The following is a 26,669-nucleotide window of genomic DNA, read 5'->3' as shown; positions in this document are numbered from 1 at the left end:
GCTATAATTTCACTTACCCTAATTAGATAGAGAATCTTTTTTGGAATAGCGATTATGGATATCTAAGTGTGACGTTTGGAGTCGGACAATCCCAACGGAGATCACAAATAGCACAATCTTGTTCGCTAATTTTTCCTGAAACTGCTGGATTCCATTGATCATTGCAACGTGCTTTCTCAATCTCTAGTACAGTTTTTGCAAACTCATTTACTGCACCATCAATCTCACTCTGTTTAATGCTGACTTCTAACAGAGCATTAACTGGGCGTTGAGTTGGGCAAGTATCACCATCAAGCTCATTAAGAAAATATAAAATAGCTTTTCGAGGAAAAACACCATGTTTTAACTCATAAAGTTTGGCATAAACCCGCATTTGGAATTTATAGTTTTCTAGGTCTTGGCGATTGATATTCAAAAAACTACTGCCTTTGTAATCCCACATTTCACAGTGTGCAGGGTTGTCTATTGCGTTAGGTGTATCTACTAAAAGGTCAACAACACCATGAAGAATATGAGTAGTACGATCTGCCTGCAACCGATGCTCTGTATCTTTAACTCGTTTGTAAAGTTCCGGCCCTTCAAGAGCATTAAAGTATTGAAGTAGTTTTACAGCCTTTAGTCGAATATCTTGGGTTATTGCTTGAATTCCTTGACTTTTTAAGCCATTTTCAACCTCAATAAAATACTTGACAATATCACTTGGAGGTACTAATAATTTTTTTGCTTTTTCTGCCTGTTTAAGCTCATCAAAGTAATCATTAATTTCGTCATTGCTTAGGATGTTTCCATTGTCTGGTAGAGTACCTTTCGTTAAAGGGTTTATCTTTCCATTAAAATGAGCATGACAGCGATCTAAAACTTGGTGAATAATAGTACCAAAGTAAGTCTGCGTTTGATAAGCTGGTGCATATTTATGGACATTAAAAGCACCATATTGACGAGCGCATCGTCTAAATGCGACTATATCTTGAGTTACGCTATAACGACGCTTTATATTTGGTGCTTTGGGTGAAGAAATTGAAACACCTTGAAAGGGTTTTACTCTATCTATAACCATAATCTTTTCTTTATATTTTTAAAGCGAATGTGTTACGCTGAAATTCCTGATGATTCCGATTAGGTACAGAAATATGGTTTTTAATCTGGTCTTTTGTGCCGATTAAAATCAAGCCATTCTGTGCGCGTGAATAAGCTACATAAAGCAACCGGATATCATCTTCTATAGCTAAATCTTCTGGGTTTCTAGTATCTCTTGGATAAAGAACTTGTCGAAAGGGAGCTAAGGTTTGCTCAAGCATTTGTGCTGCTCCAACTTTTCCTTCTCTACCTAACTTCATCACAACAAATACAAAAGGAAACTCTAAGCCTTTTGACTGATGAATTGTCATAATGGGTAAATATCCTGGAGGAAAAATAATCTCATCATCTTCATCATCATCAATACCCGTTTCAATTAAGTAGCCAATTAACATATTATATAATCTATTAAGAAAACTATCATCTGTGTAATTTCCATTAATATTAGATTGTAAAACATCTAAGTTAAAACTGTTATAACCTTCAAAAAGACGAGTAACTTTAGCAAGACGTAAGTTTTTTATCGGATCTTGTTTCCATGTCTTAAATGGTTCCCTAGAAAGAATGCGATAAATAATTTCTAATAAATTTAGTTTCAGGAATCTACCTTGATCCATCTTATTTAGGCTATTTGCACATATTTTTGGCAATTCTGCATTGCTCTTGTTTAAGTAATCATCGAGTAATTTTGTAGGGATGCTATGGTCATTTCTTACTCTATCGAGAGTATTGAACCATTGCTGAATTGTTGTAATCCAGGAAAAAGGTTTGCCCTGCGGATCTTTTTTCACCTGAAAAGTGCGATTTGAGTCAATCACTTGAATCAGTGCCGCCAGTAAACACTGAACTTCTTCACTTTCCATAAAAGACTTTGACCGAGGATTATAGATAGGAATTCCATATTGCTGAAATGCTGCAATAAATTGACCAGCGTTTTGTTGCGAATCTTTGGCACTTCTTAGCAGCAAAACACATTGACTTAGGTCAGAGATAATTTTATCACCTATCAAATGGTTAGTTATAAATTCAGCAACTGTATTGGCTAAATCACCTACTTTCTTTGTTTGAATCCAAGAAACGGCAGGATAAGCACCAGCGATAGATGAAGCACTTTTGACTGGTTCTTTACCAGGAGCGCGAACTCCTGGCTGTGTCATTTCTGGAAATGAGGTAATGTAGTGGTTAAAAAAATTGACAATCTCAGGATGAGAACGGTAGTTGTTATCAAGCTGAATTTGATGAGGAGATTGATTAAATTTAGCCATACAAGCTTGATCAAAATTCACCATACAGGTGACATTTCCACCTCGAAAACGATATAAAGCTTGATCGTCATCGCCGACTACTGTGATATTGTGTGGTGATCGATTAGCTAGGGCTAAGTAAATTTGCTCTTGAATCGGGTTAGTATCTTGGTATTCATCAACTAATACGTATAGCAAAGGAGGATTCTGGTCGCTTCCCTGTAAAAAATTGTGTCCTACATCAGAGGTGGTGAAGTTAAGAAAACACTCTTGAAGATGAGCGAAGTCACAACGATATTTATCCTTTAGAGCTTGAGCATACTGCTGATAAAATTTTGCTAAAATTGCCCAATATCCGCCAGCATTGAGCATTAATTGTATATCAACGTAGTCTTCTACAATGTGGTTAAAAAGTGTGACTGCTGCCTTAGCACGTAGCCATTTTCTGGGAGGATATTTTTTGTCATACCAATAGCGCACAGCATAATCAAAATGTTGCCAAAAAGCTAAATCCTGATAATCTGAAATATCAGTATACTGATAGGTAAATAAATCCTGTTCGACTTGATTAAGAAGGCGAACATTCTGATAATCTGGATGACGATATTCTTGAAGAATATCATTACATAAACTATGCAATGTTCCAATTCTAATATCAGCTAAATCCACATCTTTCAGATTAAGCTCTGCATTTTGTAGTGCCGCTAGGTACGTTGCCAACCGATCTTGAAGGTTACGTGCCGCTTTATCAGTAAACGTAGTTAAGAGAATGGAGCCTGGGTCAACACCATCTACACAGAGCAATTTTAAAGTTCGTGTTACTAGCACCTCACTCTTGCCAGATCCAGGCCCCGCTAGAAGCCACAAAGGCCCATCGCCATACTTTACAGCTTCTTTCTGTTTTTCATCTAGGTCATAGCCACGAGCTGTGGCTTGAACTAGACACTGGTGAAAGGTTGTTAAATCAATCATTCTCTACCTTTATTAACTGTCTTCACTTTTTCTCCGACCCATATTTGAACGGGCTATCTGGCGTTGCTCAAGAAGTTCATCATGTAGCAAATTGTGCTGCTCAGAGTCTTGCCAATCCCTAATCAATCGCTTTAGTGCCACGTTAACCATGTCTTGTAGGCTTGGGGCATTACTAATTTGATGAGGAGCAAGCGATCGCTCGAATGAATGCTTAATTTGCTACAACTGGGCATAAATTTCATTTGGAATCCCTGCTTAATAAGGCAATGGTTTCAATAGCGCTATGTAACTGACCCTAGCATATATACTACATACAGCTAATAGTACCATGTATGCTTGTATGCAAGTTTGGCAGACAATGAAATTGAACTAGAAAAACAATGTTTGAACTCGTTATAAAAGGCGTTCCCGTACAGCGCGGTTCTCTAGGTGAACAAATAAGTTATGTTGCCAGTATTACTTTTGCTGATGTTGTTCGACTGTTAAATGACGGTCATCTTTATATCCCAAACATTGCGGAGTTGCCAGACTTTGCTCAACGTAAACTTAACCAGACGCGAGTTAAGGCGATCGCTCGGTATATTCTGGAGACTTATCAAAATGGAACTACGTTTTTCCCGCCGATTTGCGTTAACGTTCAGCCATCGCCAACTTACAGAGATGGCAATATCTACCTTCCTTACCATTCGGTTAGTTTGCGTTTAACCGACGGTCAGCATCGATGCTATGGTATTCGCCAAGCATTGCAAGACATACAGGCACAAGAGTCGGAGTATGCCATTATCCTTTCACAATTAGAAATTGGCGTATTGATATATGCAGGACTGTCATTAGAAGAGGAACGCCAAGCTTTCCGCGACCAAAATCTATTAGTCCAAAGACCAAGTGTGTCGCTATCCCATGCCTTTGACAAGCGATCGCCCACGGTTTTAATCGCCAAGGACTTGATCTGCCGAGTTCCTCAGTTCCGTGACAATGTGGAGACGGTGGAAAACGGCTTAGGTAAGCACAATCCCAAGTTACTTACCTTATCAACCTTAGTCACCGCTACTCAACGCATGTTCCCCAATTTAAAATCTCAAACCGATTTGGAATCTCTGATTGATTGGGCGACAACATTCTGGGCAGCAACCGCAAGCATTATCCCTAACGATCCTTGGAGGATTATGAATAAACAGGAACGCGCTACTCAAAGACATGAGTTACTAGCGGTTAGTGCTGTCGTTTTTCAAGCCTTGGGTATGTTAGCTCATGATTTGTTAGTAGAAAGAGTTCCGGCAGAAGATTTGGTTAAATGGTTGAGTGGACTGCAACAAATAGACTGGCAGAGGGACTCCCAGTTGTGGCGAGAACGAGGAGTAACCCAAGTTGGTGCAAGTGGAGAACCAATCATTTCCAACACAAAGACAACTGTTGATGCTTGCAATCGGGTCTTGCGTGAATTTGTCGGTATTATTTCGATGAGCAATGTATCGTGAAGGGGTCAAGTATCTCCCGAAGTCCGCGCAGTTATTGAAGACAACCTATTCTTACCTCTTGATTCCTCATCCAGCTAAATACTCCCGTAGCGCACGTAGCATACTTGCACTACCTTTACTGTTAACTAAAAGAATCGGTGCAAGATGCGATGGACGATTCGCTTCAATAAAACCTGTGGCTGCATGTTTAGCACTAGCCGTCACCATCACAACAATGTCAGAATTTCTCACCCACTGACGCAGCCGATCGTTACCTCCCTTGTCATGACTGAGATAAACTGTCACTTCTTTACAAGCTGCTTCTAAAATACTTTTTACTCTGATTGCTGCGGTTTCTGTAAGAGTGTAAATAAGAACAGATTTACTCTTGAGTTTTTGAAAAATATTCGCCTCAACTTCTAGATTTTGCTCGACTAAACTCGCTGGTTCGTCAAGCAAATCTGGAAGCGATTCTCCTAAGTGTAAATCTTTTACCAAAGCGCGAAAGATTCCCCTTTGCACTTCATCAATACGTTCTGTAAAACGGCGTAGAGTTTCAGCCGCAGCAAATAGAAGTTGTTCGCGCTTTTCTAGGACTGGGCAGGGATATGATATTAGTACATCAATTAAATCAAGCATCCAATCAACTTTTTTGGGTGAGGCGAACCTGTCCCAAAGCTCCAAAGCATAGTCTACAATCTCTGTATATTTTGCTGTATTAACTCCCAAAGTTAAAATAGCGATCGCTAAATCATTGAACAAAACCAAATCAACATCCCCACCCTCTGTACTCAGGACTAGCAGTTCTAGCAATGAGTAATAAAGGCTGAGAAACTCGCTACGGGGAAATTGCTCATCTTTCTGAAAAAATCCTAGCAAGTAAGGAAGCGCATCGTGCAGGATAGACTCAGCTGTTGAGCCTACTTTACTTAACAATTCGTCAAATTCTGCCACCGCCTGTGGTTGCATCAGCAAGCTAGTGACATCCCACTCGGCAGAACCCTGGCGTGCAGTGTATAACGCTCGTTCCCAGGTTGGCTTTTTATCAAGTTGCGATAACCACTCCAACCAATTCGTTGGGACAGATAAAGCTGTTGGGGTGTCTTTTGTTGTACCTTCCTGGCTTCCCCGCAGTTGAGTAAGAAAATCTTGGTTCCAACGTACCTTTAGCAAGGCTGTTTGCTCGTCAGCAGTCAACTCGTCAAAGGCTTGCAATACAGCTTTTTCCACCGCCAAAGTTTGCAACTCGTAGGCGCATTGAAGGAGCAAGCGAACTTTCTCTTTCGACGACGGAGCATTACAAAGCAATGAAAATGCTTGGTCGAAGTCTCCGTTTTTGGATAGCTGTTCGGCTTGTTGCAGGGGGTCGCCTTCGCTGTTCGGGGTAGCATCTTTTAGCAGTGCAGCTAACCTTTGCAAATAGCTGCGGTGAGTTTCTTCAACTTCCGCAATTGCTAACAGTTCATCCCGGAGAGCAGGTTTTGCTGGTTTTCCACCCACCGCCAGCAGCATAAATAATTTCAATACTTCCGGGATTTTACTACCTGCACGGACAGCAAAAAGATTCTTGTAACGGGGAAAAACTACTTCTTGGAAATAAGCTACAGCACTGCCGGGGGCGTTATTGTCCTCAAAATGTTGCAGTTTAGTGCGGTATACTGCCTTCAGCAGAGCTTGGGTAACGGCGAAGGGGCGGCGAACCTGCAAAAGATTGCCTAGTTCCGGGAGGGTAAGCAACTCATTCCATTGCTCTAGTTCTGCTAAGAGTTGCACCCGCAGAAACAGCAGATTCAGCGCATCCAGACGATGCTGGTCTACAAGGTATTGTAGTGAGTTTTCCGCAGCAATGCGATCGCCTGCTTGCAGCGCCATGTAAAAATCCCGCAGTACGCGACCTGTGGGACGGGGAATATCTGCGACCCGTTTCACCCGTCTCTCACTCACTTGGCGCATCCGCTCTAGTGCTTCCCAAACATCCGTCGCTTGTCCGCACAGTTTGACCGCAGCACCTCCAGTAAATTTGTAAACTGCTAATTCTATAGGGTCTTGGGGGTTTAGTTGCGCTCTTTGTCCGCGAAATGTCGAATATGTGGGGCCAACAAACGCCATTAATTCTTCACTCAAACGGCGTAATTGGCGTTCCGAAAGGGCGATGGCGTACCAATCTACACTCTCGGAACGCCAGCAGGGAAGAATTGTTGGCTGAGGTTCGCCTTTGGTCAACAACTCGACCCAAGGACGGATTTTGGCTTGTTTTCCTTCGCCACGTTCAATCTTGCCAAGGTCAAATTTGTTGTCAGTGCCAAAAAACTGTTCTAGGAAGTGGCGGATATCTGCATTGCTAGCATTAGTCATCGCTTTTGAATGATCAAGTCTGACTTTTTTAATTACGAATTACGAATTACGAATTACGAATTACCAATTACACCCCATCGGTTAGTAAAAATCAACTGTTGTTGGGCGATCGCTTCTGGGGATGTTTCATAAGTTACAACTTCCTCATTGACTGTAATGCCGTTGTAGGTGAAGTTCATCGAACCTGCAAGATAATACCCATCTCCCAGGATACCTTTTGCGTGGAGTTCTTCGGTAATGTGGAATCGCACGGGAACGTCCTGATAGTCAGTTTTGCCTTTGATTTGTTCAATAAATCTGTGGTTGTGAGAGTCGGGACGGGTAGCAATGTGTACAGTCGTTCCCCGTTCGGCTAGGGTGGCGAGGACTTGGGAGAGGCGAATGCGGGAACGACTCCATGAGGGTTCTAAGCACAGGAAGGTGTTGGCGGTGTTATCGATAACGGGGATGTCAGATATCCACGGTGAAACAAGCCAAATGTATTGGCTGGGGGTGATAAGTTCGGCGACGAAGATTGTTTGGAGTAAGTCAGGGATTTGGCGGGAACTTAGGCGGGAGTGAATATAGCGGGATGACATTTCTTCTTATTCTTGACGTGGATCTGACTGGGGCGGATGCCAACCCGCTTCTACCCAAAAACGACGAGCAACTTGAATCGAAGGCTCATCCCGACGTTCATCATTGAAGTCAAAACGATGGCTAGTAGCTCTCCCTGTAAAAGTTATACCTACAATTTTTGTCCCGTCTTTTGTCCAAATAAAATGCTCAGACCATTGTTGCTGACGGGGATGAAATAGAGGCACTTGTTTTTCAGTTTTTGGATCAGTACCTACAATAAAATTATAGTGACGCTCATTACAGCCATAACAAGCTAATGCCAAATTATCCAATTCATCAGAGCCACCCAAAGACTGCGGCATGATATGGTCAATGGTAAAACGGTCTGGACTCAAGTATTCTGGAGAGTGACAGTATTCGCAGAGATATTCAGCTCGTTTTCTTACAAGTCTTCGAGTTTGTTCGGACACCATTTACTTTTGGCTGCTAGTTGAGCGTTAATCAAGGTAAATATTCGCTCAAGTTCGGAAATGCCTACATATTCAGCTTCTTCTTCAGTAGTGAGCGCATCAGCTTTTTTCTTCTGCAACAGTTCTTCAAAGCGAGACTGTAGCTCATCGGTAAATTTAAAAAGATAAATATCACCGAATTCGCTCATCCTGATACCAGAAGACATTAAGGATGAGGGTTGAACCATCAATTGAGTAGTCATTGTGTGTTCACAGTGTCTTTGGTTCTATTGTGCCTCAATTAATCAATGATTATAACGGTGTGGGTGGGTGCGATCGAATAATTTCCAGATAATTCTACGTATAGGAACTTTTGCCGATGTTATCGATAACGAGCATACTAAATAGATATCCAGGGAAAACCGAGCCATACGCACTACTGCGGTTACTGAGTTAGGCGACGAAGATTGTTTGCAATAAGTCAGGGTTTAGTAAATGCTTAAGTGGGAGGACATTGTAAGTAAACAAAAAATATAAGTTACCCTGATTATTGAATATTAACAAATAGCATTTTTTTCTTATATAATTTATTTAAATTTGAATAATCATCGCTTATTTTATGATTTAGCTGCTTCAGCTTTTTTATTATCTGGTCAATGTTATTGCTATTTCCAGGATCTATTTTTATGCTATTATCTGTTTTGATATACTGAGAAATAATATAACCTTTAATAGCAATCCACATATTTTCATTCATCATGAAAAACCTTGATTGTGGATTTATAAACTTAATATCTTTCTCTAATAAAGTCTCAATTTCTGGAGAATAAGCATTTATTTGAAGTGACTCTAGTTCAACTTCTTGAAATAGTTGCTCTCGCACAGAAGTTTCATTATCTAAATTTCGTTTTGCTAATGATGCCTTAATCGCTTCATAGATTTCTTCTTCTAAAAGAATTTTAGTAGCACTATCTGTCAGTATTTTTTGTTTATAAAAATATAATTCTTGAGACACTTTTATTTACCTCTTGCTTGCTTAATATAATCAACCAATGACTGTAAATTACCAACTTTCTCTAAATTGATCAAAAGTTTTTGAACGTGTTCGCAGTCATAATATTTTATATCTACACTTGGATAATCATTTTGCAAATTTTGGAGGAGGTTAATACTTTCAACATTAATGTAATTAACTGGAAAGACATAACGGTAGCCGCTTGGAAGATTTCCTCTATCCCAACGTTGTCTAAGTTTTTTAATTGATTGTTTTAAATAACCTGTATCAAAATCACCTTCCATATTGGTAGGAGAAGTTTTGCATTCATATATATAGTTACCAGTTTCAAAAAATTTTGATTCCATATTGTGAATAGCCGAATTTTATTATTGTTAAAGTATTTATTTTGAGACGGTGAGTAGAAGATTTAAGCTACTTTCGGATTGCTGCGAAAATGCGCTTTTACTTCATATTCTTTGCCTAACTTACTTTTGGCAACATACCCATCTATTGCAATAATCTTTCCTTCCATCAAACCTGTAATTAGTTGATCTGCCTTTTGAGATAAAGCTACAAAATCAGTTGCAGGCTCATTCTCACCCAAATTATCTACATAATCTATACCTGGCTTCATTTTAAACTGATTCATTAAATCCTTCAAAACTGATTTAAAGGTTAAATCAATAACTTTTCCTTTTTGAAAAGGATTCATCTGATTAAAATCAGGCAAATACTCAAGAGATTTAGATAGTGCATTTTTTACTTCACCAATTGAAAAAGTTAACATTTTGGTTAATTCTTATAAAAGTAGATGTTGCCTACCAAAAATTTAACTTAACTATTAGTCAAAATAAGTCAGTAATTACACTTAAATTTAGTTATGGAAAAGGTATGTTTTGTACCAATGATTGTAACTCCCTAAATTACGCCCTTCATTCACGTAGCGTTTCACAGAAAAGGCATTGCACAACTCTTAAAATCAGAACTCAGTTAGAAAAAACCTAAAAATATTGATAGGCTGGAGTTAAATTTTGTCAATTTGCAAATTTTGAGGATTTTTAAGTATAAAATGATTGTCAACTCTTACTAAATCACCCGTGCAGCGAATTGGTAAACGCTCCTGATAGGCTTTAATCGCTAAGATATAATCATGGTCTGCTAGTTCAGTTTTAATTTCTTGCAATTTATCAAAAACTGTACATAGTAAAGTAATTTCTCCACTCAGTTTATCAATTTGAGGAGTGGCAATTTGCATAACTACACCTTGTACAGTGAAATTGGGATAGTTGGTAATAAATTCACTTAATATATCAACTTGGTCACGATTTTCTACTATCTCTAATGTTTTTAATATATCGCTGATTCTTTCAGCATAATCTCCTAATTCATGTTTGAGAGGTAGCAAGATTTCATATTCATCGGCGGCATCTTTTTTCAGTCGCCAAATTGCCCCGGCATTATTATATATACGCCCTGTTTCATGCCAACCAGTAGCTAGCAAGTGTGCCTGTAGCACATCAGGGTTAACAGTTTTGAGTATTTCACTATCTTTGATAGTAACTTTCATGGCAAATTTCCAAAACTAATGCGTTGAATGATGGCTTGGAGCGCATCTGGCGTAAACTGATTACTACGGGGTAATTCGATAGTAACATTGGTTGTATTTTCCGTGTCTGGCATTCCGCGCAAGGATACCCAGTAAGCACAATTTCTCAGACACAGTTCTGATTCTGTTTGTTTTATCCAGTCTGTTATTTTTTCGGGAACTAAAACGACTACTAAAATCCGAGGGACAAGGGCATTGATTTTTAAATCGTTATAATTTTTGAGATTGAGGGGATATTTAATATAGTTTTCATCCAGAATACCTCTAGATGTACATTTTAGTTGTAGTTCTAGTCTAGGGGAAAGGATTTTACCTGTACCACCTCTGCTAACTATGCCTAAATCTACGCTGTCGTTATCAACTTCTGGTCTATATAAAGAATAACCTGCAACGGCAGCGATCGCTCTAATATAACTGATGCTAAATTGTTCTTTTTGTTGGTTAATATCCATATTGTGTTGGATGGTCAGACTTTATCTTCAAGCAGATTATCACTGCACCGTTTCTCGTACCCGTAGCCTCACCCCAAACCCTCGCGGATACCTCTGCACCCCCTCCACCAATGGGTAAACCTGCAAAAACCCAAGTTCCATCGGTTCCACTGCTAAACTCAAAATCGCTGACTTTAAATCTCCTCTCGCATCAGGAGGCGCTATCAGCGAAACCGATGCACCTTGCTTAAATGCTTCCTCTACTTGTTCTCGCCAGTTGGGTTCATTCAGCCAAACTGTACAATCGCCCACTTGCAAAACATCCAGTAAAATTTCTCTATCTGCTTCAGGAATCACAACAAAGGGATTATAGGAAGATAAGGCGCGAGAACGAATAATATTTCCTCTCGCCCACAACAGCCCATAAATCACTTGAAACCGCCAATAGGGATTAGGCTGCACTAAACCAAGATGCAACAATGCCCGATCTAACTGGTCATAGTTGCTGGCGACATAGGCAAACACCCGTGCATCAATTTCAATACCTAAACGCGCTTCTTCCTGATGCCACAAACGAATCAAATCCAGCAGTAGTTTATCGGTTTCCGGGGTACTTCCAGGACGCAAAACTCGTGCGTTAATTGCAGTCATCACCGGATGCGTTACCAAAATTCCCTCAGAGGACAGGACTTTGCGGAGGCGATCGCTAGCTTGTTTTAATTCACTATGTCCTTCGGCTAACCGCACATCTGTCATTGCATCGGCAACATCTCCACTGGTTTGGGTTAACTCCAATAACCGCGTCAGTTCCGAGTCCACAATCTCAAAATCCGCAGGTGACAACGCACTCTCCGCCAATCGGAAAAAATTCGCCGGATCAGCAGCATAGCGCCGCAAGATTTCTTCAATCACCCCGCCGCCACCAATGGTAGATTCAGTTATCCAAATTTCTTCTACTCCCTCGAAAATAGCAGGTGCATCTAGTGGACGCGGGCCGGGATCGATATCTAAAATCAGGTCGCCCAAATCAAAATGGGGACACAATTGTCCGCAAGCATCCAGCAGCGCCCCTCCCAAGGTCGCTTTAAAACGTAATGCTGCCCAAGAATGCCACTCTTCATCAGATTCTGACCAGAGAATCGGTGCCAGGTCATTTAATATAGTTTGGATGATGTCTGCGTTGCCAAGTGCTAGCAATCTATCATGTACCCTCTGCCGTCCCTGAATTTGTTCTGGTGCAGATTCCCCTTCTTCCAGTAGGGTTTCTTCGACGTTCAAGGTTTGGAAGATATTGTCCAGAACCCTTGCCATTTCTTGACCCATATTTTCCCCCAAAAGCGTCTCAAAAGCTTCATGTAGGGAGATTTGGTCTGCCAAGGCGCGGGCGGTAAGCATCGATATATATATTTGATAAAGCCATTCCCGTTGAAAAACATTTGCTAATTCACACAATCTAGTATCTGTAAATACCCGATGTCGGAAATATGCCGTGCGAAACACCTGAATCTTCTCTGGATTAGAATCGCTGGGACTGATGCTGAAATTAGGCGGAATACAAAAGCGAAATACTAGACCGTCAACAGATTGGGCAAATCCCACAGCCGCAGGACTACCATCCTGTCTCTGGGTGAAGCGAATTGTCGTATCAAGTTCCTGACCATTGTCGAAGCGAATGTTAGCATGAGATGCGATCGCAAACCGCCGCACTTCCACCGGCGATTGTTGAGTATGAGTAAAACAACAAACTTCTGTAATAAATTTGCACCAAGGGGAACCTTGAGGCAGTTCGAGTTTTATTCCCAAGTCGGGTGGTATAATTTGACTGCGCCATTCCAATTGGGCGTTAGAGGTAATTGAAATATTAGGCGGAACTTGGGTAGGATTAATTGCCCAAGGGCGAATGCAGCGAATATCTACAACTTGCCCATCTTGCCATAATTGAAAATACCCTGCTTCTTCAAATTCGGCACAATAGTCTTCTACGGGTAATTCTTGTTCTCTTTGTTGCAAATCTGGCGGTGCAATCCAGTGAGTTGCATAGATATGCTGCACCCCGAAACGGCGCGTTGCCCTACCTGGGGTAAAGGTTTTCAGGGCTTGGACAATTGGCATGGGGTTAATATCTGGATGACCGTGGCGCGTCTGTGCTGGTGTAGTAATCGTTACTTCTGGCAACAGCAGGTCACTAAATAAGTTCGGGGGAACAAAATCAGGTAACGGGTCACGGGTTTGATAGTCTTTGTCTGATTCATCTTGCTGAATCGGAAGGCGCTTCCAACCAGATTCTAAACGCCGTAGCAAAGTGGGAAGCACCGCCATCATCAATGACCTGGGCGATTCCCAAAGAACTGCTTCGACTTCATCTTTGGTAAGGTGTAGTGCTGATTGCAGATATGTTTCTAAGTTGCGTTGTCCTGGTTCTGTTTCCAGGATGTTCTCGATCAGTTTTATTTCTAGTCGCTGGCGGTTAATTAAATATAAATCGGTAGTAGCAAAATCTCTCCAGACACTTCCCTTAGTTGCAGCTAATTGCTGTCCAACCCAATCCATAAAGGCAAAAACTGCTTGAATGCGAATAACATAGCGGTTGGCGATGGGAAGCGATCGCTTTTCTAAAACTGGGTTAAACAGCAGATCGTAGCCTTGATAGGCGATTCTGTCCCGTCCGTAATCAGAAAGCACAACCACTGTCCAAGGTCGCATACTTCTGCGTCGTCCCGCCCGTCCCTTCCTTTGCAAGAAAGATGCCATATCTCGCGGCGCTTTGTGCTGAATGACACCTCCAACTTCTGGGTCGTTAAATCCCACTTCCAGAGATGCAGTAGCCACAATCACATCTGCATTTGGCGTAACTCCGGTATCTTGGGAACTGGTGCGCCCAATGGTTAAAGGCAGTTGCAAACCGTGACCGATTTCTTCACACAATAGCCAGGATTGTGCGGCAATCAGCCTTTCTCTACCATCAGTTGCACTATGCGATCGCAATGCTGCTAATGGTTGTCTTCCGCGCAAGGGATGACCCCAACTATCTCGACCTTCGGCATCCAAAAGGTTGTGGAATAAGCGATTGGTAACATCTAGGTCATCAGTGAAGGCGAAAACACGAGAACCATAGAAACCTTTGCTAGGGGGGTCTTCAGATGGGTCGAGTACACGCCGCAGCAGCATCGCCGTTTGGATGCTTGTAGATAAAAGACTTGTCCCTGATACGGGGTCGCCCCTGAGAACCAATTGATACTCCATCCCCTCAGCAATTTGGTCTTCACCAGGAGAAATTTCTTCCACTGAACCAGGGTTTAAACCTGTAAGTTGACTGAAAAATTCTGCTGCACTTTCTAGAGTTGCCGAAAGCCCAGTAAATTGGATTTTCTTGTTAATGATTCTCTGCCAACGCCGCAGCAGGTAAGCAACTTGTGCGCCGTGGATACCTGTATAAGTATGCACCTCATCCAACAAAACTAGCTGAGGCTTTTTCGCCGCCGCGATGCCAAATATATGACCGTAACGGGAGTCTCCCATAGACCGATTTAGCATTTCTGTGCTGGTAAAAACCAGGTCTGGGGGAGTTTTCGCCATGCGATCGCGTGTCAAAATTACTTCATCTTCTTGGATAACAGCACTACAGGATGGGTTGAGACAAGAAAGTTGTTCTCTAACAGCTTCCACATCAGCCCGCCGCCAAGATAGCGCACCTTCGCATCTGGGACACCGCAGGTAAGGACAAGTAAACCCACCACTTTCAGCTTCCCATTTATCCTGCACCCGATCCAAAATTGCGCTTCTGGGAGTTAAGCCAAAAAATGCACCAATGAGAATTTTACGCTTACCTTCTGCTTTGAGGACAGCATCGAGACGACGTGCTTCTTGATAGGTTTCAGAAAATTGGTCTTTGAGAAGTTCGTTACGGGGATAAATTACCAGTCCTTTACACCAATACTCATCCTTTTTCAACAAACTTGCAATATGCGCCAATGCTGGTAGGTAAAAAGATAAAGTTTTCCCCGTTCCTGTGCCAGCACAGACAATCATCCCGCGACTTTTTGTGCTGTTTAAATCCCGCAACATCCGGCTTGTAGCGCGTAGCTGGAAGTCTGCAAGTTGAACCTCACCGCGATCGTTAGATCGCAATATCGCTGTAACGGCTTTTTGCTGTATGGGAGTTAGCAGTTTGTCTGCTTCCAACTGCTGAATTACTGCTTCTGGCGTGATATATCTTTTGGGATAAATTCTCGGACGGATTTGTAAGCGATAATCAGCAACTAAGGTAGGAGATGTTTGCCAATTATTCTTCGGGAACAGTTGGCGAAGACGGGCAAATAATCTCACCGCTTCCGCCATCCGGGTGCGAAAAAGGCGATCGCCTCTGAGGTTGAATTCAAACAACAATTTGCGATCAATAATTTGGTCTAAAAAATCCCAAACATCTTCATCAATCTCGCAAGTATTTATAAAATCTTCTGCAAGTTCTTCAATTTCATCTTCAGAAAATCCACCATCAACAATTCCCCACGTCAAAAGTTGGACTTCTTGGCGTTCCAACTTATCTAAAAATTCTCTAATTATTTTATCCCAGTTGGTAGTCACGCTTGCTTTGCCCTTACTTTATTTTAAATCAAGCGAATTTTAAAAGAATCAGAAATGCCATTTTTATTAATCCAATCTTGAACTTCTGGAGTTAAAAGATTTAAAGGCGAGCCTTGATCGGATGCTGCTTGGAGGAAATCCGATACGGCTTCTGGAAAATCATCAGACTTGAGACTATACCAAGAATGTTTTAATTGTTCAATTCTAAGTTCATATCTTTCAAATGCGGCATGATTTTTAGGATAAGCAACTTCTTTTATTTCTTTATCTATAATCTGAATTTGCCGAACAGTTTGTTTAAAAGCTTCTAATCTAGCTAGAACATTTAGTATTTCATTATTAATGCGAGGCATTCTTTCATAGCAGTAGCTTTTCCAAGATTTACTCAATTCCTCTTCTAGTGTATTTTTTAAGTTTACTATATGTGACTTTAAAATATTACCTTGAAAGTTTTTATTGTCGAGAATCCAATCAGGATTATTTTGTAAGTTATTATCAATATTGATAACGAAATTTAATATAGACTCCGCTCTCTGAGTTAAATCAATATTGTTAATACCCTTTTGACGAAAAGCTTTTAATGCTTCGACAAGCGGCTGAATGCTTGCAATTGCATCAGTAATTTGCTTTCGCCTAGTTTGAATAATTTGAAGATTAGCTGCAAAACTTTGCAGAGATTTTTTACGTTGAGATAACTCAATTAGTTCCTGTGATTTTTCTAAGAGCATTTTGTGTCCCCTTTGATTTCATTCATTAGATTCTGTAACTTAGTTAATCCCTCACAAATTTCTTGGTAACTAGATTCTACTGTTGCACCAGCAGATTGCTCTAACTCTTTAATACGACTTTTTGCTTCAAGAATCGAAGCATCCAGAAAATTATTGGTGTTATTGAAAAATCTTGAAGAATCAGTAATAACTTTCTCATAATCTTTACTCAAATACTGAAGTAGTTGACCGATGTCACTCTCCGGATTTTCCTTCTCCGTTTTTACGCGCTTCATTGTTTCTCTATAAGTTTTAATTGCTCTAGGCATGAATTGATGTAGCACATTTGTCATATCTTCAAAGTTACCATGAAATACAGCTGCATCTTGTGCTGCTTCCATTGCAGTTTTGAGAGCGTCAATAACATCCTTTGTCTTAACGTCTTCTCCCAATTCGGATATTAGACGCTGATAAATATCTAACTGTCGTTCGTATTCTTCTTGGATAGCTTTATTTAGCAGTTCATCGACTTGTTGACGTACCTTTTGCAATTCTGGAAACTTATCGCGGACATCTTCAGGAATTTGCTCTTGAGGTTGCCAAGATTTGCGTACTTTTTCTAAAGGTTCAACAATTTGAATTGCATCAATAATTTGAAACGTTGAATTACTGCCTTTTGTACAAGCAATTCGACTTTTAACAATATCTAATAATGCTTCCCGATTTCTCTTGAGATTAAAAGTATCAAACAGCTTTTTCCAACTAGATGCACGAGTTGTATCATCGCTTTTATCTAAGTCTAGAAACAAAGAATTAATCAAATTTTCGAGTGTATTAGTAGGATGCCCTGCCATCGTGGCGCTAATCGCTAGCAATTCTACCGCCGCAGGTACGGGGTTCCAAGGTTCACCAGACTCGCGGGGATAAAGGTGAATTTTTTCAACGACATACTGACTCCAACGTTCTAGATACTTTGCATACATCCGAAAATAGCGATCGCCATTTTCAAACTTCCAGTGCCTATACTGATTGTACTTTAATATACCCTGAAATACGTATGCGGTTTCTGTAAATTCCTTATCATCATCTGGGTTCAGGGGAAGCGATAAAATAACCCCAGAATAAGTCCCTCTCTTGACTTTAGGGTTATAGAAAATGAGATTTCGCTGCTGAACCAACTTACCACCAGTACCGAAGAAACTACCTTTCAGCAGCATTTCAGTATCCCATTCAATTTTTTCGATGATAGCGGGGAAAAGCAACTCACGGATATCTTTAGCGATCGCATCTGGTAAAATTTCTTGATTGTTCCAACTGTCGAGAATTTCCAGTTTTTTTGTCAGCGTTTCTGGAATTTCCTGAACTAAAGTATCAATCTTATATTCCCCTGAAGGATCTACAACGCTTGGTGTTACTTTACGAGGTTGTGGTGTAACCTGCTGAATTTCTCTCGGTTTAGTCTTGACATCAAGCAGAGGTAAATTAAAAGCAGTATGAACTTCTGGAGACAAATTGCAAAGCTCATTACTATCATCCCACAAATCTAAAAATACCTCACGACGCTTGATATTTTGCGCGTCTTTAGCTTGGATATTTAACCTAACTTCAGCACTCAATCTCATGTTACCAAAGTGTTTTCCTAAAGTAACTGAAGGGAAACGCCCATTTTCAATATCATCAATAGAATTTTCTAAAGTGTATTTTAATACATCTCTAATCAAAATCCTGGGGTTAAATTCACCTGGATTTACTCTATTAAACATCTGTTCTAAAGCTTTAGAATTGAAAGGATAAAGACCCATTCCCTGAACATGACCAAATCCTGTATGACAAGCGTGGGAATATTCGCATCCGCTACAAGCACTTTCTATTTCATCTCTATTTTGAGAATTAGCCCAGTTTTCAATTTCTTTTTCTTCTAAGCGAACAGCATTTAGATATCTCGCAACAAATACTTGAATATCATTCTGAGTAATTAAAGATTTTTCACCAACTGTATCAATATTAAGATTGACGCTGAAGGTAACGCGCTGTTGCACTGTATCAATCAAATTTTTAAAATAACCTGTAGTACAAGCTAAGGCTGTACGCATAGCACATAATGGCTTATTTCCAGCTTGCTGAGGTCTTGCTAAAACTGCTTCTAGTACTTCTCTATCAATACCTTGTAATTTAGCAAAATCTTCAATTAAAAGTACTAATTCAATATTTTTTTCTGCTAATGTCTCTCGGACTTCGCGCATTAATTGTTGCAAGTCTTCTCGACCAAAATTCAAAACTTGGGTGATAGCTTCATCTAAATTAGAGTTTAACCAAATTACAGTTTGCTTTTGTATATCCTCATCATTTATTAATAAACTATAAAATTCTCGCGCCTTTTCTCCAGCTTTTTGAATATCTAAAATATTAAGAGGCAAATCTTCGATAGAAAACTCACGCCGTTCATTAATATCTTCAATAGTATATTGATAACCCAGTGTATGAATTACTAAACGATGAATAATCTCTCCATCTCTTAATAAATGTTCTCGAAAAAAATCATCATATAGCAAAGCAGGTAAATTTTCTATTAGATATTCCTGAGTTTCCTCATCAGCAAGTTTAGCGCGTGTATGTTGTCCGTTAATGCCAACTTGAAAAGCTAAATTATTTAATAATTGTTCTCTTGCACCCTTATCTGTGAAAGTACGGCTCGATTGATTTAAACGTTTGCGGTACTCATCTAATTTATCTGCCTCAAATTCTGCAATATTTAAAATCTTTTCAATGATATCTTTTAAATTTGTCCCAATTCTGGGAATTAGCAGCACCTTCCGTTTATCGTTTGATTGTATCTTAGCTTGCAACCAACGAATCAGGTGAGATTTTCCCGTACCCGTCTCACCCAAAACAGGTACAAAGGCAAAATCGTTTTCACCTAAAAAATCTTTGAGAAACTGTGCTTCATCATATTCCTTTTGTGATAACGCCTTAATAGAGTCCTGACGATACATTGCAATAGGATGATGTGTAGCTAGAAACAAATGATTTGCAGTTTGGGTTGCTTCCACATTCATCACCTGACGAATCATATCCAGCTTCCAACAGACAAACTTTTCAAAAGTCATGATTTTTCTCCTTTCCAAATAATGTGAGAAATTCGCCCATCATTATCAACTTGGTTATTGATTTTTGGTAAAATCATAAAGGATGAATCAGATTGTCTCTCAAGCTGAATCTCTCCCTCGTCGTGAAGTCGAAATAAGGCAAATGCTGTACTGCTAGAAAGAAAATTAGTTTCGCGTGTCCCAATTTGTGATTCTACCTCTTCTCGAAACTTTCCGGTTTCAAATAAAGGACATTGTTTTGCTAATCTATTAAGAAACTCTTTAATTGTAATTTCTTGTTGTCCATTAAACAAAAGCTTAAGATTTCGTTTAATATAAGCTGTCGGGTCGGGAACTGTGACAGGTTTTCCTCCCAAAGTATGACCCCATGCAAAACCCAAGTAACGCATCCAGTCATCCATTTGATTAAAGAAGGGGTCACTAGTCATTTTCAAAAAATCGCCTACTTTTTGTTCGCTAACCTGATTTTCCACTTCTTTTGCATTTCCAGGTGCATCATAGATATTTTGCGCTAAATACCAAGCACAAACCCGGCCAAAGTCTTCTTCATCTTCGTTATTAGAAGCAAAAAATAGATTAGTAAGAGTATCAGGTAATAACTTGTTACCTAATAGTGGATTTCGAGCATCTTCTGGTAAATCTGGGTTAATAGCAATTTCTTCATCTTCTTTTACTAATAGACCACACTTAATACTTTCTCTAAGAGAATCATTAAACATAGGACGTGATATTTTTTTGTCTTTCAATCTTTCCTTATTTTCTGGAATATGTTCAACTAGTTTTTCAGGAGACATTATATTTTCTAATGAATTTTTATTCTTCCTTTGTCCTTCGACTTGAAGTAAATACCTAAATATTCCTTGAATACGACTGGATTTTGCTCTTCCAGTTTTTAAGATACTCATATACTAACCTCTGTACAAAATACATCAAACTTAAAATATCTGCCTGAAAAAATATTAATTAATAGTCGGTCTTCTCTCTCTGGGTCTGGTGTATTTATAGGAAGTAAAATGATGCGTGTTGTGCTTGATGTACTGTAATTAGATAAATATTTTGCAGGTAGAGGTGTTCCTGGAGGATGAAAAATCAGAGTAGGTATTCGTGGCATTAGCACACCTTCGTAACTATCAAATAGAAAAATAAATGAGTTATGGATTCTACTAGTTTCTTTCAAAAATTGATTATATTCTGGAGAAATTACAATATTCCTCATACCCTGTTCTATTAACCACTTAAATAATTTTCTACCTCTTGAAAACTTATTTAATTGTTCCAGCGAATCATAGAAAATAAGCAGGATTTTTTCACCTGCAAGCAACCTTTGGATTTCTTTACCCTGAATAAAATTGGGTTTTTGCCATACAGGTCTAGAAGCAGGCATTATTCCCGGAAAAGGTGTGACTCCATTTTTTCTACAAACAGGACAACCTCCACAAGCACGAAAAACTATCACCGGATTTCTGGTTTCTGGAGTGTGACGTGAGGGAATGCTATATGCTTCTGCAAATATTTTTGAAATACAACGTTTAGCTTTTAAAGCCTCTTTCATCAGTTCAAGGTTTTTATAACTCCAGTTTTGGCGTTTATGGCGAACTGGTTCAACTTCGGATTCCCAAATAAATTTTTCTAAGTGAAGCTGATTACGGATACGAATACTGCGAGAATTTTGGTACAAGTTCCAAGCAGCTTCATAAGCTTCTTCTGATTCAAAATTTTTCTTTTGAGGAGGTTCCTCTGAGTCAATTTCAATGAGATTTGCTCGGTTCATCAGCGTTAACGTGCGGATATTCCAAGCCCTATTTTGGTTATTGATTTTATCAATAGTTTTGTCTTGAAATGAACGAGGCGTTTCTATTGGTACACGAAAGCGTCCATCACCTATAGTTTCTTTTTTATGAAACATAGTTTGCCAACGTTGCAAACCCAATTCAATAGTTATCGGTGAGTTATCATTTAGTCCTTCGGCAATTCCGAAGTCTTCAGTTGTATATAATGTTAGCGACATACAAGCTTTACCATCTCTTCCTCCCCGTCCGACTTCTTGATAGAAACGGTCAATGGTTTCGGGAATACAAACATGAATTACTGCTCTGACATCTGATTGGTCTATACCTAATCCAAAGGCAGAAGTAGCAACAACTATATCAATCTTCCCTTCTCGCCATTTTTCAATTAGTTGCTCCCGTTGCTGAGGAGTAGATTTACCTGTCATCAGGTCACATCTTTTAAATCCAGCGCGGGTTAATTCTCGTTTCCAATCCTCGACATCTTTAACTTTAGTTCCGTAAATAATTAACGGACGGGGAAGATGATAGACTGCCTCAAGTAGCCTTTGTTTTCTAACTTCTTCACTCTCACATCGCTTAAACCAATAAGCAGGCTCTGGTCGCAACTGTACAGCAGATATAACTTGTAAATCTTTCCCAAATAATGTTTCGAGGGTATCTAAACAGGATTCGGTTAATGTAGCTGTTAATAATAAAGTTGTGAAAGAACTATGCCGCAATAAATCTCTTCGCAAACCAGGAATTTCTTGAAAGGCGGTACGAAAATTATCACCCCATTGCTCTACCATGTGCGCTTCATCGATAATAAAATACCTCAACATGCCCAATTTGGCAGCCTCATAGAGAGAAGATGCTAGAGAACCCATTAAACTTTCAGGAGAGGTAAAAATTATCCTTTGGGTTCCTGCGCGAATGCGATCGCGTATCCCTGCTCTTCTTTCTTTACCCTCCACAGAATCATCGCTATAATAAGCTGTGGCATGATGTACAAAAGGTTTTAATGCCCGTTCTTGGTCAATAGCCAATGCTGTAGTCGGGACAACTACCACGCTGACACCATCATTGTTTCTGGAGTTCAGCAATGCAGGTAGTTGAGCGCAAAGGCTTTTTCCCGCACCCGTAGGTAAGTTAATAATTAAAGTTGATTTATCAGGAGCAGTCAAAACTGCACGAATTGCTTCACGCTGTCCGATACTACGATAAGCATCTAACCCTACGAGTTGCAAAAATGGGTCGCCGACAACTGGTTCATAATTCCGTCGGTTTTCTTCTTTAAATAAAGGTGCATCTGGCGGATATTGGTCAGCCAGGTCAAGCCATTCTGGTTGCCAAGCACGGGCGCTGATGAGATAGTGTTCTTTATCTTCGCGCAGCACGGTTATACTAGCCGACTCCCAAATACTGCGATTAGGAAAAGGAGGTTTGCAAGGTACTAAAAGAGTCGTTGCAGAACTTCCACCCTGTTTTGCATCCTCGTGCCGCAACACATGACGCACCAGACTAACAATGTCCCCAGACCCAGACGAGTTACGCAGTGCATCCAACAAGCGCCGATGACAAGGTTCTGAAACATTACTAATATCTTCAGGAATTTTACCTGTTTTGAGAATTTCCCGAAGTTCTGAGAATGAGTCAATCATAAATCATCCTCCTCAGATTTAGCTGGAGGTCGCCCAGAAACGATAATAAAACCAACAGAATCAAGACGAATGCTAGGATGACGAATTCCTTCGATAATTACTTGGTTTAATGCCGTTTCGTTATTGAGTTCTTGCTCCAGTACCGTATTATAAATTCGCTCTTGGTTAGTAAGTCGATTGAGACGCAAGCGCAATTGGTCTAGTCTCTTACCTAACTTTTGTTCAGCACGGATGGCGCTATTTTCACATAATGAAATAAATTCAGGACGCTGACTGAGTAATTCTAAAGATGTATCACGCGCGTGATAGCAAAATTCTTGCCACCTGCTAGACTCAATAAAATTATCAAGAATAGATAAACGACTTTTGGCTAAGTTGTAATCTCGATATTTACCGCCTTTGCCATTATAAGGACGTTGCAGGATATTTAATAATGCTTCATCTTCAACAGCACACATTGGTTGATATCGTGCATCAATAAATATACTTTCTACAATGGGCAGGAATAACCCATCTACGCGTCTTTGCAAAGTTTTATCTTTTGTGGTGTTTTTGTAATTCGTTAAATTTGTTTCAATAACGTAATTAAATCGAAAACCATACCACTCTTCACCTTCCCCAGAATCCCAAGTTTCTGCAACTCGCCACATAGCAAAAGCTTGACCCCGATCGTCCCAATGAATATAAGATGATAGTGCGTCTACAAATTTTTCACCAATGCGATAGAGTTTTGCACCAAACTGTTGATTTGCTACCCTGCGGTTGAAAGTCCCAAACTCTTTGAAAACCCTTGCAAAATTGCTGTTTAAATCATTTGCTGGAATTAATGTCTTTCCAGTAGGTTTATAACGCTTAAGTGTCGAAAAATTAGGATCAGTGATTGGCTCAAATATCAACGCACCACAAATCCAATCTTCAGTTACTTGCTGGATTTCTTGATGACGGGCATCATAATCGTCTAAAGCTTGAAAATATTGGGTAGCATTCTCATCCAGAGCATCAATTTCATCTAGGGCATTTTGTTCGCTAATTTTTACTTGTTCTTGCTGAATTTCTTTTTGAATGATTTCTATGCTTTCTAATAGTCCATTTGCACCCGATTTAAACAGAATTTCTGCTAATAAGGGTAATTTTTCATCAACATAAAATTGGAGACTGGCAATAGATTGCCCAAAAATATTAAACCCTTCTTTCAATAAGCGATACCATGCATCATGGAGACTATCGGGTAAGTCTACGCCAGCAAATACTGTAAACTCAACTTTCAATAAACGACCAATCCGGTCTATTCTACCAATTCTTTGTTCTAGGCGATTTGGCGACCAAGGCAAGTCAAAACATATCATGTAGTTGGTAAATTGTAAGTTACGACCTTCTTCGCCGGAGGAGTCGCAAACTAAAATAAAGCATTTAGGGTCTTTTTTAAACCGATTTAAGTTCTCCTCCACTTGAAACCTAGTTTGTCCAACTTGGTGACTGACGATAGTTCCCTCACCAAAACGATCGCTCAAGTAACGAACAATTTCCGCGCAAGTTTGCACAAAACTGGTAAATATAACAATTTTAGGCAGACTGTCTCCCGGTATCGGTCTTTTTAGCCGTTGTTGAACCTCTGCAAGCAATTTAGGGAGGTTGAATTTCAAGGATTGTAATTTTAAAGGTTCGCAGAGTTGATAGAGGATGACTGTGTTGAGTAATTCGAGGCGATCTGCGCTAAACGCAGCGCCGAAGGCATCGCCATCCTCTGACGGTTGTTCTATAATTTGCAGTAGGCTTTGCAAAATATTTGCTTCCCCGTTAGCAAATTTAGGAGTTTCAGTCAGGATGCGAACACTATCAGCACCAAACTCCTGAATTAATTCCGCAGTGGACACACCACTTAAACGTGCTTGAATTACCTGTTTTAAAATACCCAGCCAAGTACCAGAAGCACGGAAAAACAATAGAAAAATCTGGTGATATTGTTTGTCATCAGGAGCTACTTCACGCCACTCCTCAATTAGTTCGTGGATGTCAGGCGATCGCTCATCTAAATCGTACTCGGTTCTCAGTGCAATATTACGGTCAAAGATTACATCTTCTACGGAAGCACGACGATTGCGAAGCATCCGGCGGTGAAGTCTGTAGGTATCGCTAATATGGATACGAATTGCCCTGACAATTTCAACTGTATCGCCAGCCTTTGCTTGTAAACTATTTTCTAGATTGTCAACCAATTCAAGTAAATACTCATCTTCAGCAAACAGGTTGCGGAGTTGTTTGAGATTAGTTTTCAGGACAAAGGGGTTCGCACCTTCTTTAAATGATAGGAGAATTCGACCAATATCTTGGCGTTTTAGCACCCGGTCACGAAAACCTGCTAAATCATCAAGTTGATAAGTTGTCGGATCGAGCAGATGCAGCATTGCTAGAAAATCTTGTTCGTGGTTGAGAACCGGGGTAGCCGATAATAAAAGCAGGCGATCGCTTTTATGAGCAATATTTTTGCAAGTCTCAAAACGCTGTAGCACAGTTGCATCGTTAGAGGTCGCCATTGCTGCGATGTGGTGTGCTTCATCTAAAATTAGCAAGCCAATACTCGCTTTCGGGTTGATTTTGTGGATATCCTCAATCGCCAGCACTGCTACCCGCTTGAGAAAGTGGGAGATGTAAAACTTATTTTCTAATTCCTGCTGCCATTGTTCCAGTAAATATTGCGGAACTAGCACTACCGCACGTCCAGAAGGTTCATCTAATAAATATTGACGAAGAATAGCACCAGCTTCGATGGTTTTTCCCAGTCCAACTTCATCCGCTAATAAATATCGTTGAATCGGGTCTTCAAGTACACGACGGACAACTTCAACTTGATGTGGATAAAGTTTAATATTGGCGGAAATTAATCCCGTCATTCCCCGACTGACAGCGCGTTGTAAAATTAAGCATTTAACAAAAGCAAAGCGTCTATCGTGGAAATAGGGCGTTTCTTGCCCCTTCATCGCTAAAGTTTCAATGGGGTCTGTATTTGGGAGATTACAACGAACGTAAATGTCTTCTTCAGTAGCGATCGCAGTTTTCTTATCTGGTAAATCAATTTGATACATTTCTGTATCTTCATCCCAGATGAAAACTCTGCCAACTATCCATTTATCCTGAGTATGAGACTTAATATAGCATCGAGCCTGGGGTTCAAGTCTGACTTCAGAGAGCGAACTTAAAGGTAAAGTTTTTTGAAGACGTTGCCCTATAGAACAAAAATACTCAACATTTGCATTGGCATCAGATATATCAATGACCTTCCCTATGCCCAAGCTGTTGTTTCGGGAACTTACCAACGAACCAAGTGTTATCATACTCCAAGTCCACTAAGTACGTTAGCATTAACCTTCCTGTAGCACGCACATAGCGTATTGTATCCGCGTGCTATTCGCTTCTTCCGAGATAGCTTCTCTAACAAAGAGACACCGTTAACGCCGAGCCTAGCATAATCTAAACTTAGGCAACAGCATAACTCTAGGTGTCCTACTACTGTGGTAAAAGGTGAGTCACAAACTAACTTGTCACCATATATTTTCCAATTTGCTAATTTTTGCAGCTTGGTGTGTAAGAAATAAATTTGCATCACTATAAATTTACCGATAGTACACCCAGAGGTAGATAAGTATATATTTATTATGCTTTCCTTAAAAAGAAAAACCAATGATTTATTGTTCTAA

The 26,669-nt window shown here is 40.0% G+C and carries 18 protein-coding genes; 1 reads left to right on the top strand and 17 read right to left on the bottom strand.

Features of this window, described 5'->3' with window-relative positions; genetic code table 11:
• Window positions 1–52: 52 nt before the first annotated feature.
• Entirely contained in the window at window positions 53–1,057 is a 1,005-nt protein-coding gene (locus tag ACWATR_RS28780) for a PD-(D/E)XK nuclease family protein (RefSeq protein ID WP_460339624.1), read from the bottom strand.
• Between the two features lie 10 nt (window positions 1,058–1,067).
• Window positions 1,068–3,293 carry a UvrD-helicase domain-containing protein gene (locus tag ACWATR_RS28775; protein ID WP_460339622.1) on the bottom strand — a complete coding sequence of 742 codons (2,226 nt, stop codon included), beginning with the start codon at window positions 3,291–3,293 and terminating at the stop codon, window positions 1,068–1,070.
• A gap of 380 nt (window positions 3,294–3,673) precedes the next feature.
• On the opposite strand from ACWATR_RS28775, the gene ACWATR_RS28770 reads away from it, so the two are divergent.
• Entirely contained in the window at window positions 3,674–4,771 is a 1,098-nt protein-coding gene (locus ACWATR_RS28770; RefSeq protein WP_460339620.1) for a DNA sulfur modification protein DndB, read from the top strand.
• Between the two features lie 66 nt (window positions 4,772–4,837).
• Here the strand turns inward: ACWATR_RS28770 and dpdD are convergent, their stop codons facing one another.
• The 15 genes from dpdD to dpdE form a co-directional block, all read right to left on the bottom strand.
• Window positions 4,838–7,105: a protein DpdD gene (gene dpdD, locus ACWATR_RS28765; RefSeq protein ID WP_460339618.1), complete on the bottom strand. Its 2,268-nt coding sequence runs from the start codon at window positions 7,103–7,105 to the stop codon at window positions 4,838–4,840.
• A 53-nt stretch (window positions 7,106–7,158) separates the two neighbouring features.
• Entirely contained in the window at window positions 7,159–7,683 is a 525-nt protein-coding gene (dpdK, locus tag ACWATR_RS28760; RefSeq protein WP_460339616.1) for a phospholipase D-like domain-containing protein DpdK, read from the bottom strand.
• 6 nt (window positions 7,684–7,689) lie between these two features.
• A complete protein-coding gene (locus ACWATR_RS28755) occupies window positions 7,690–8,136 on the bottom strand; it encodes an HNH endonuclease (protein WP_460339614.1) in 447 nt (148 codons plus the stop codon).
• Complete coding sequence (locus ACWATR_RS28750; RefSeq protein ID WP_460339612.1) at window positions 8,106–8,375, bottom strand: hypothetical protein; 270 nt, start codon at window positions 8,373–8,375, stop codon at window positions 8,106–8,108. The genes ACWATR_RS28755 and ACWATR_RS28750 overlap by 31 nt, the downstream gene beginning before the upstream one ends.
• A 284-nt stretch (window positions 8,376–8,659) precedes the next feature.
• Window positions 8,660–9,127, bottom strand: a complete 468-nt coding sequence (locus ACWATR_RS28745; RefSeq protein ID WP_460339610.1) for a hypothetical protein — start codon at window positions 9,125–9,127, stop codon at window positions 8,660–8,662.
• Between the two features lie 2 nt (window positions 9,128–9,129).
• Window positions 9,130–9,474 carry a hypothetical protein gene (locus ACWATR_RS28740; protein ID WP_460339608.1) on the bottom strand — a complete coding sequence of 115 codons (345 nt, stop codon included), beginning with the start codon at window positions 9,472–9,474 and terminating at the stop codon, window positions 9,130–9,132.
• Window positions 9,475–9,536: 62 nt separating this feature from the next.
• The gene (locus ACWATR_RS28735) at window positions 9,537–9,896 is read right to left on the bottom strand and encodes a hypothetical protein (protein WP_460339606.1); all 360 of its coding nucleotides are present in this window, start codon (window positions 9,894–9,896) and stop codon (window positions 9,537–9,539) included.
• A gap of 237 nt (window positions 9,897–10,133) precedes the next feature.
• Entirely contained in the window at window positions 10,134–10,676 is a 543-nt protein-coding gene (locus ACWATR_RS28730) for a hypothetical protein (protein ID WP_460339604.1), read from the bottom strand.
• Window positions 10,673–11,167 carry a DUF4365 domain-containing protein gene (locus ACWATR_RS28725; protein WP_460339602.1) on the bottom strand — a complete coding sequence of 165 codons (495 nt, stop codon included), beginning with the start codon at window positions 11,165–11,167 and terminating at the stop codon, window positions 10,673–10,675. Before ACWATR_RS28725 ends, ACWATR_RS28730 begins: the two co-directional genes overlap by 4 nt.
• Before the next feature lie 39 nt (window positions 11,168–11,206).
• A complete protein-coding gene (gene dpdJ, locus ACWATR_RS28720) occupies window positions 11,207–15,730 on the bottom strand; it encodes a protein DpdJ (protein WP_460339600.1) in 4,524 nt (1,507 codons plus the stop codon).
• Between the two features lie 23 nt (window positions 15,731–15,753).
• The gene (locus ACWATR_RS28715; protein WP_460339598.1) at window positions 15,754–16,458 is read right to left on the bottom strand and encodes a hypothetical protein; all 705 of its coding nucleotides are present in this window, start codon (window positions 16,456–16,458) and stop codon (window positions 15,754–15,756) included.
• A complete protein-coding gene (dpdH, locus tag ACWATR_RS28710) occupies window positions 16,449–19,544 on the bottom strand; it encodes a protein DpdH (protein WP_460339596.1) in 3,096 nt (1,031 codons plus the stop codon). Before dpdH ends, ACWATR_RS28715 begins: the two co-directional genes overlap by 10 nt.
• On the bottom strand, window positions 19,541–20,449 hold the full coding sequence (gene dpdG / locus ACWATR_RS28705) for a protein DpdG (RefSeq protein WP_460339593.1): 909 nt from the start codon (window positions 20,447–20,449) through the stop codon (window positions 19,541–19,543). Before dpdG ends, dpdH begins: the two co-directional genes overlap by 4 nt.
• On the bottom strand, window positions 20,446–22,974 hold the full coding sequence (gene dpdF / locus ACWATR_RS28700; RefSeq protein WP_460339591.1) for a protein DpdF: 2,529 nt from the start codon (window positions 22,972–22,974) through the stop codon (window positions 20,446–20,448). Before dpdF ends, dpdG begins: the two co-directional genes overlap by 4 nt.
• Entirely contained in the window at window positions 22,971–26,306 is a 3,336-nt protein-coding gene (dpdE, locus tag ACWATR_RS28695) for a protein DpdE (protein WP_460339589.1), read from the bottom strand. Before dpdE ends, dpdF begins: the two co-directional genes overlap by 4 nt.
• Window positions 26,307–26,669 lie beyond the last annotated feature (363 nt).

This window comes from Nostoc sp. UIC 10890 (assembly GCF_054786515.1).
Note: the sequence above shows the minus strand (reverse complement) of the source record. Positions and strands in the feature narration are given on the sequence as shown.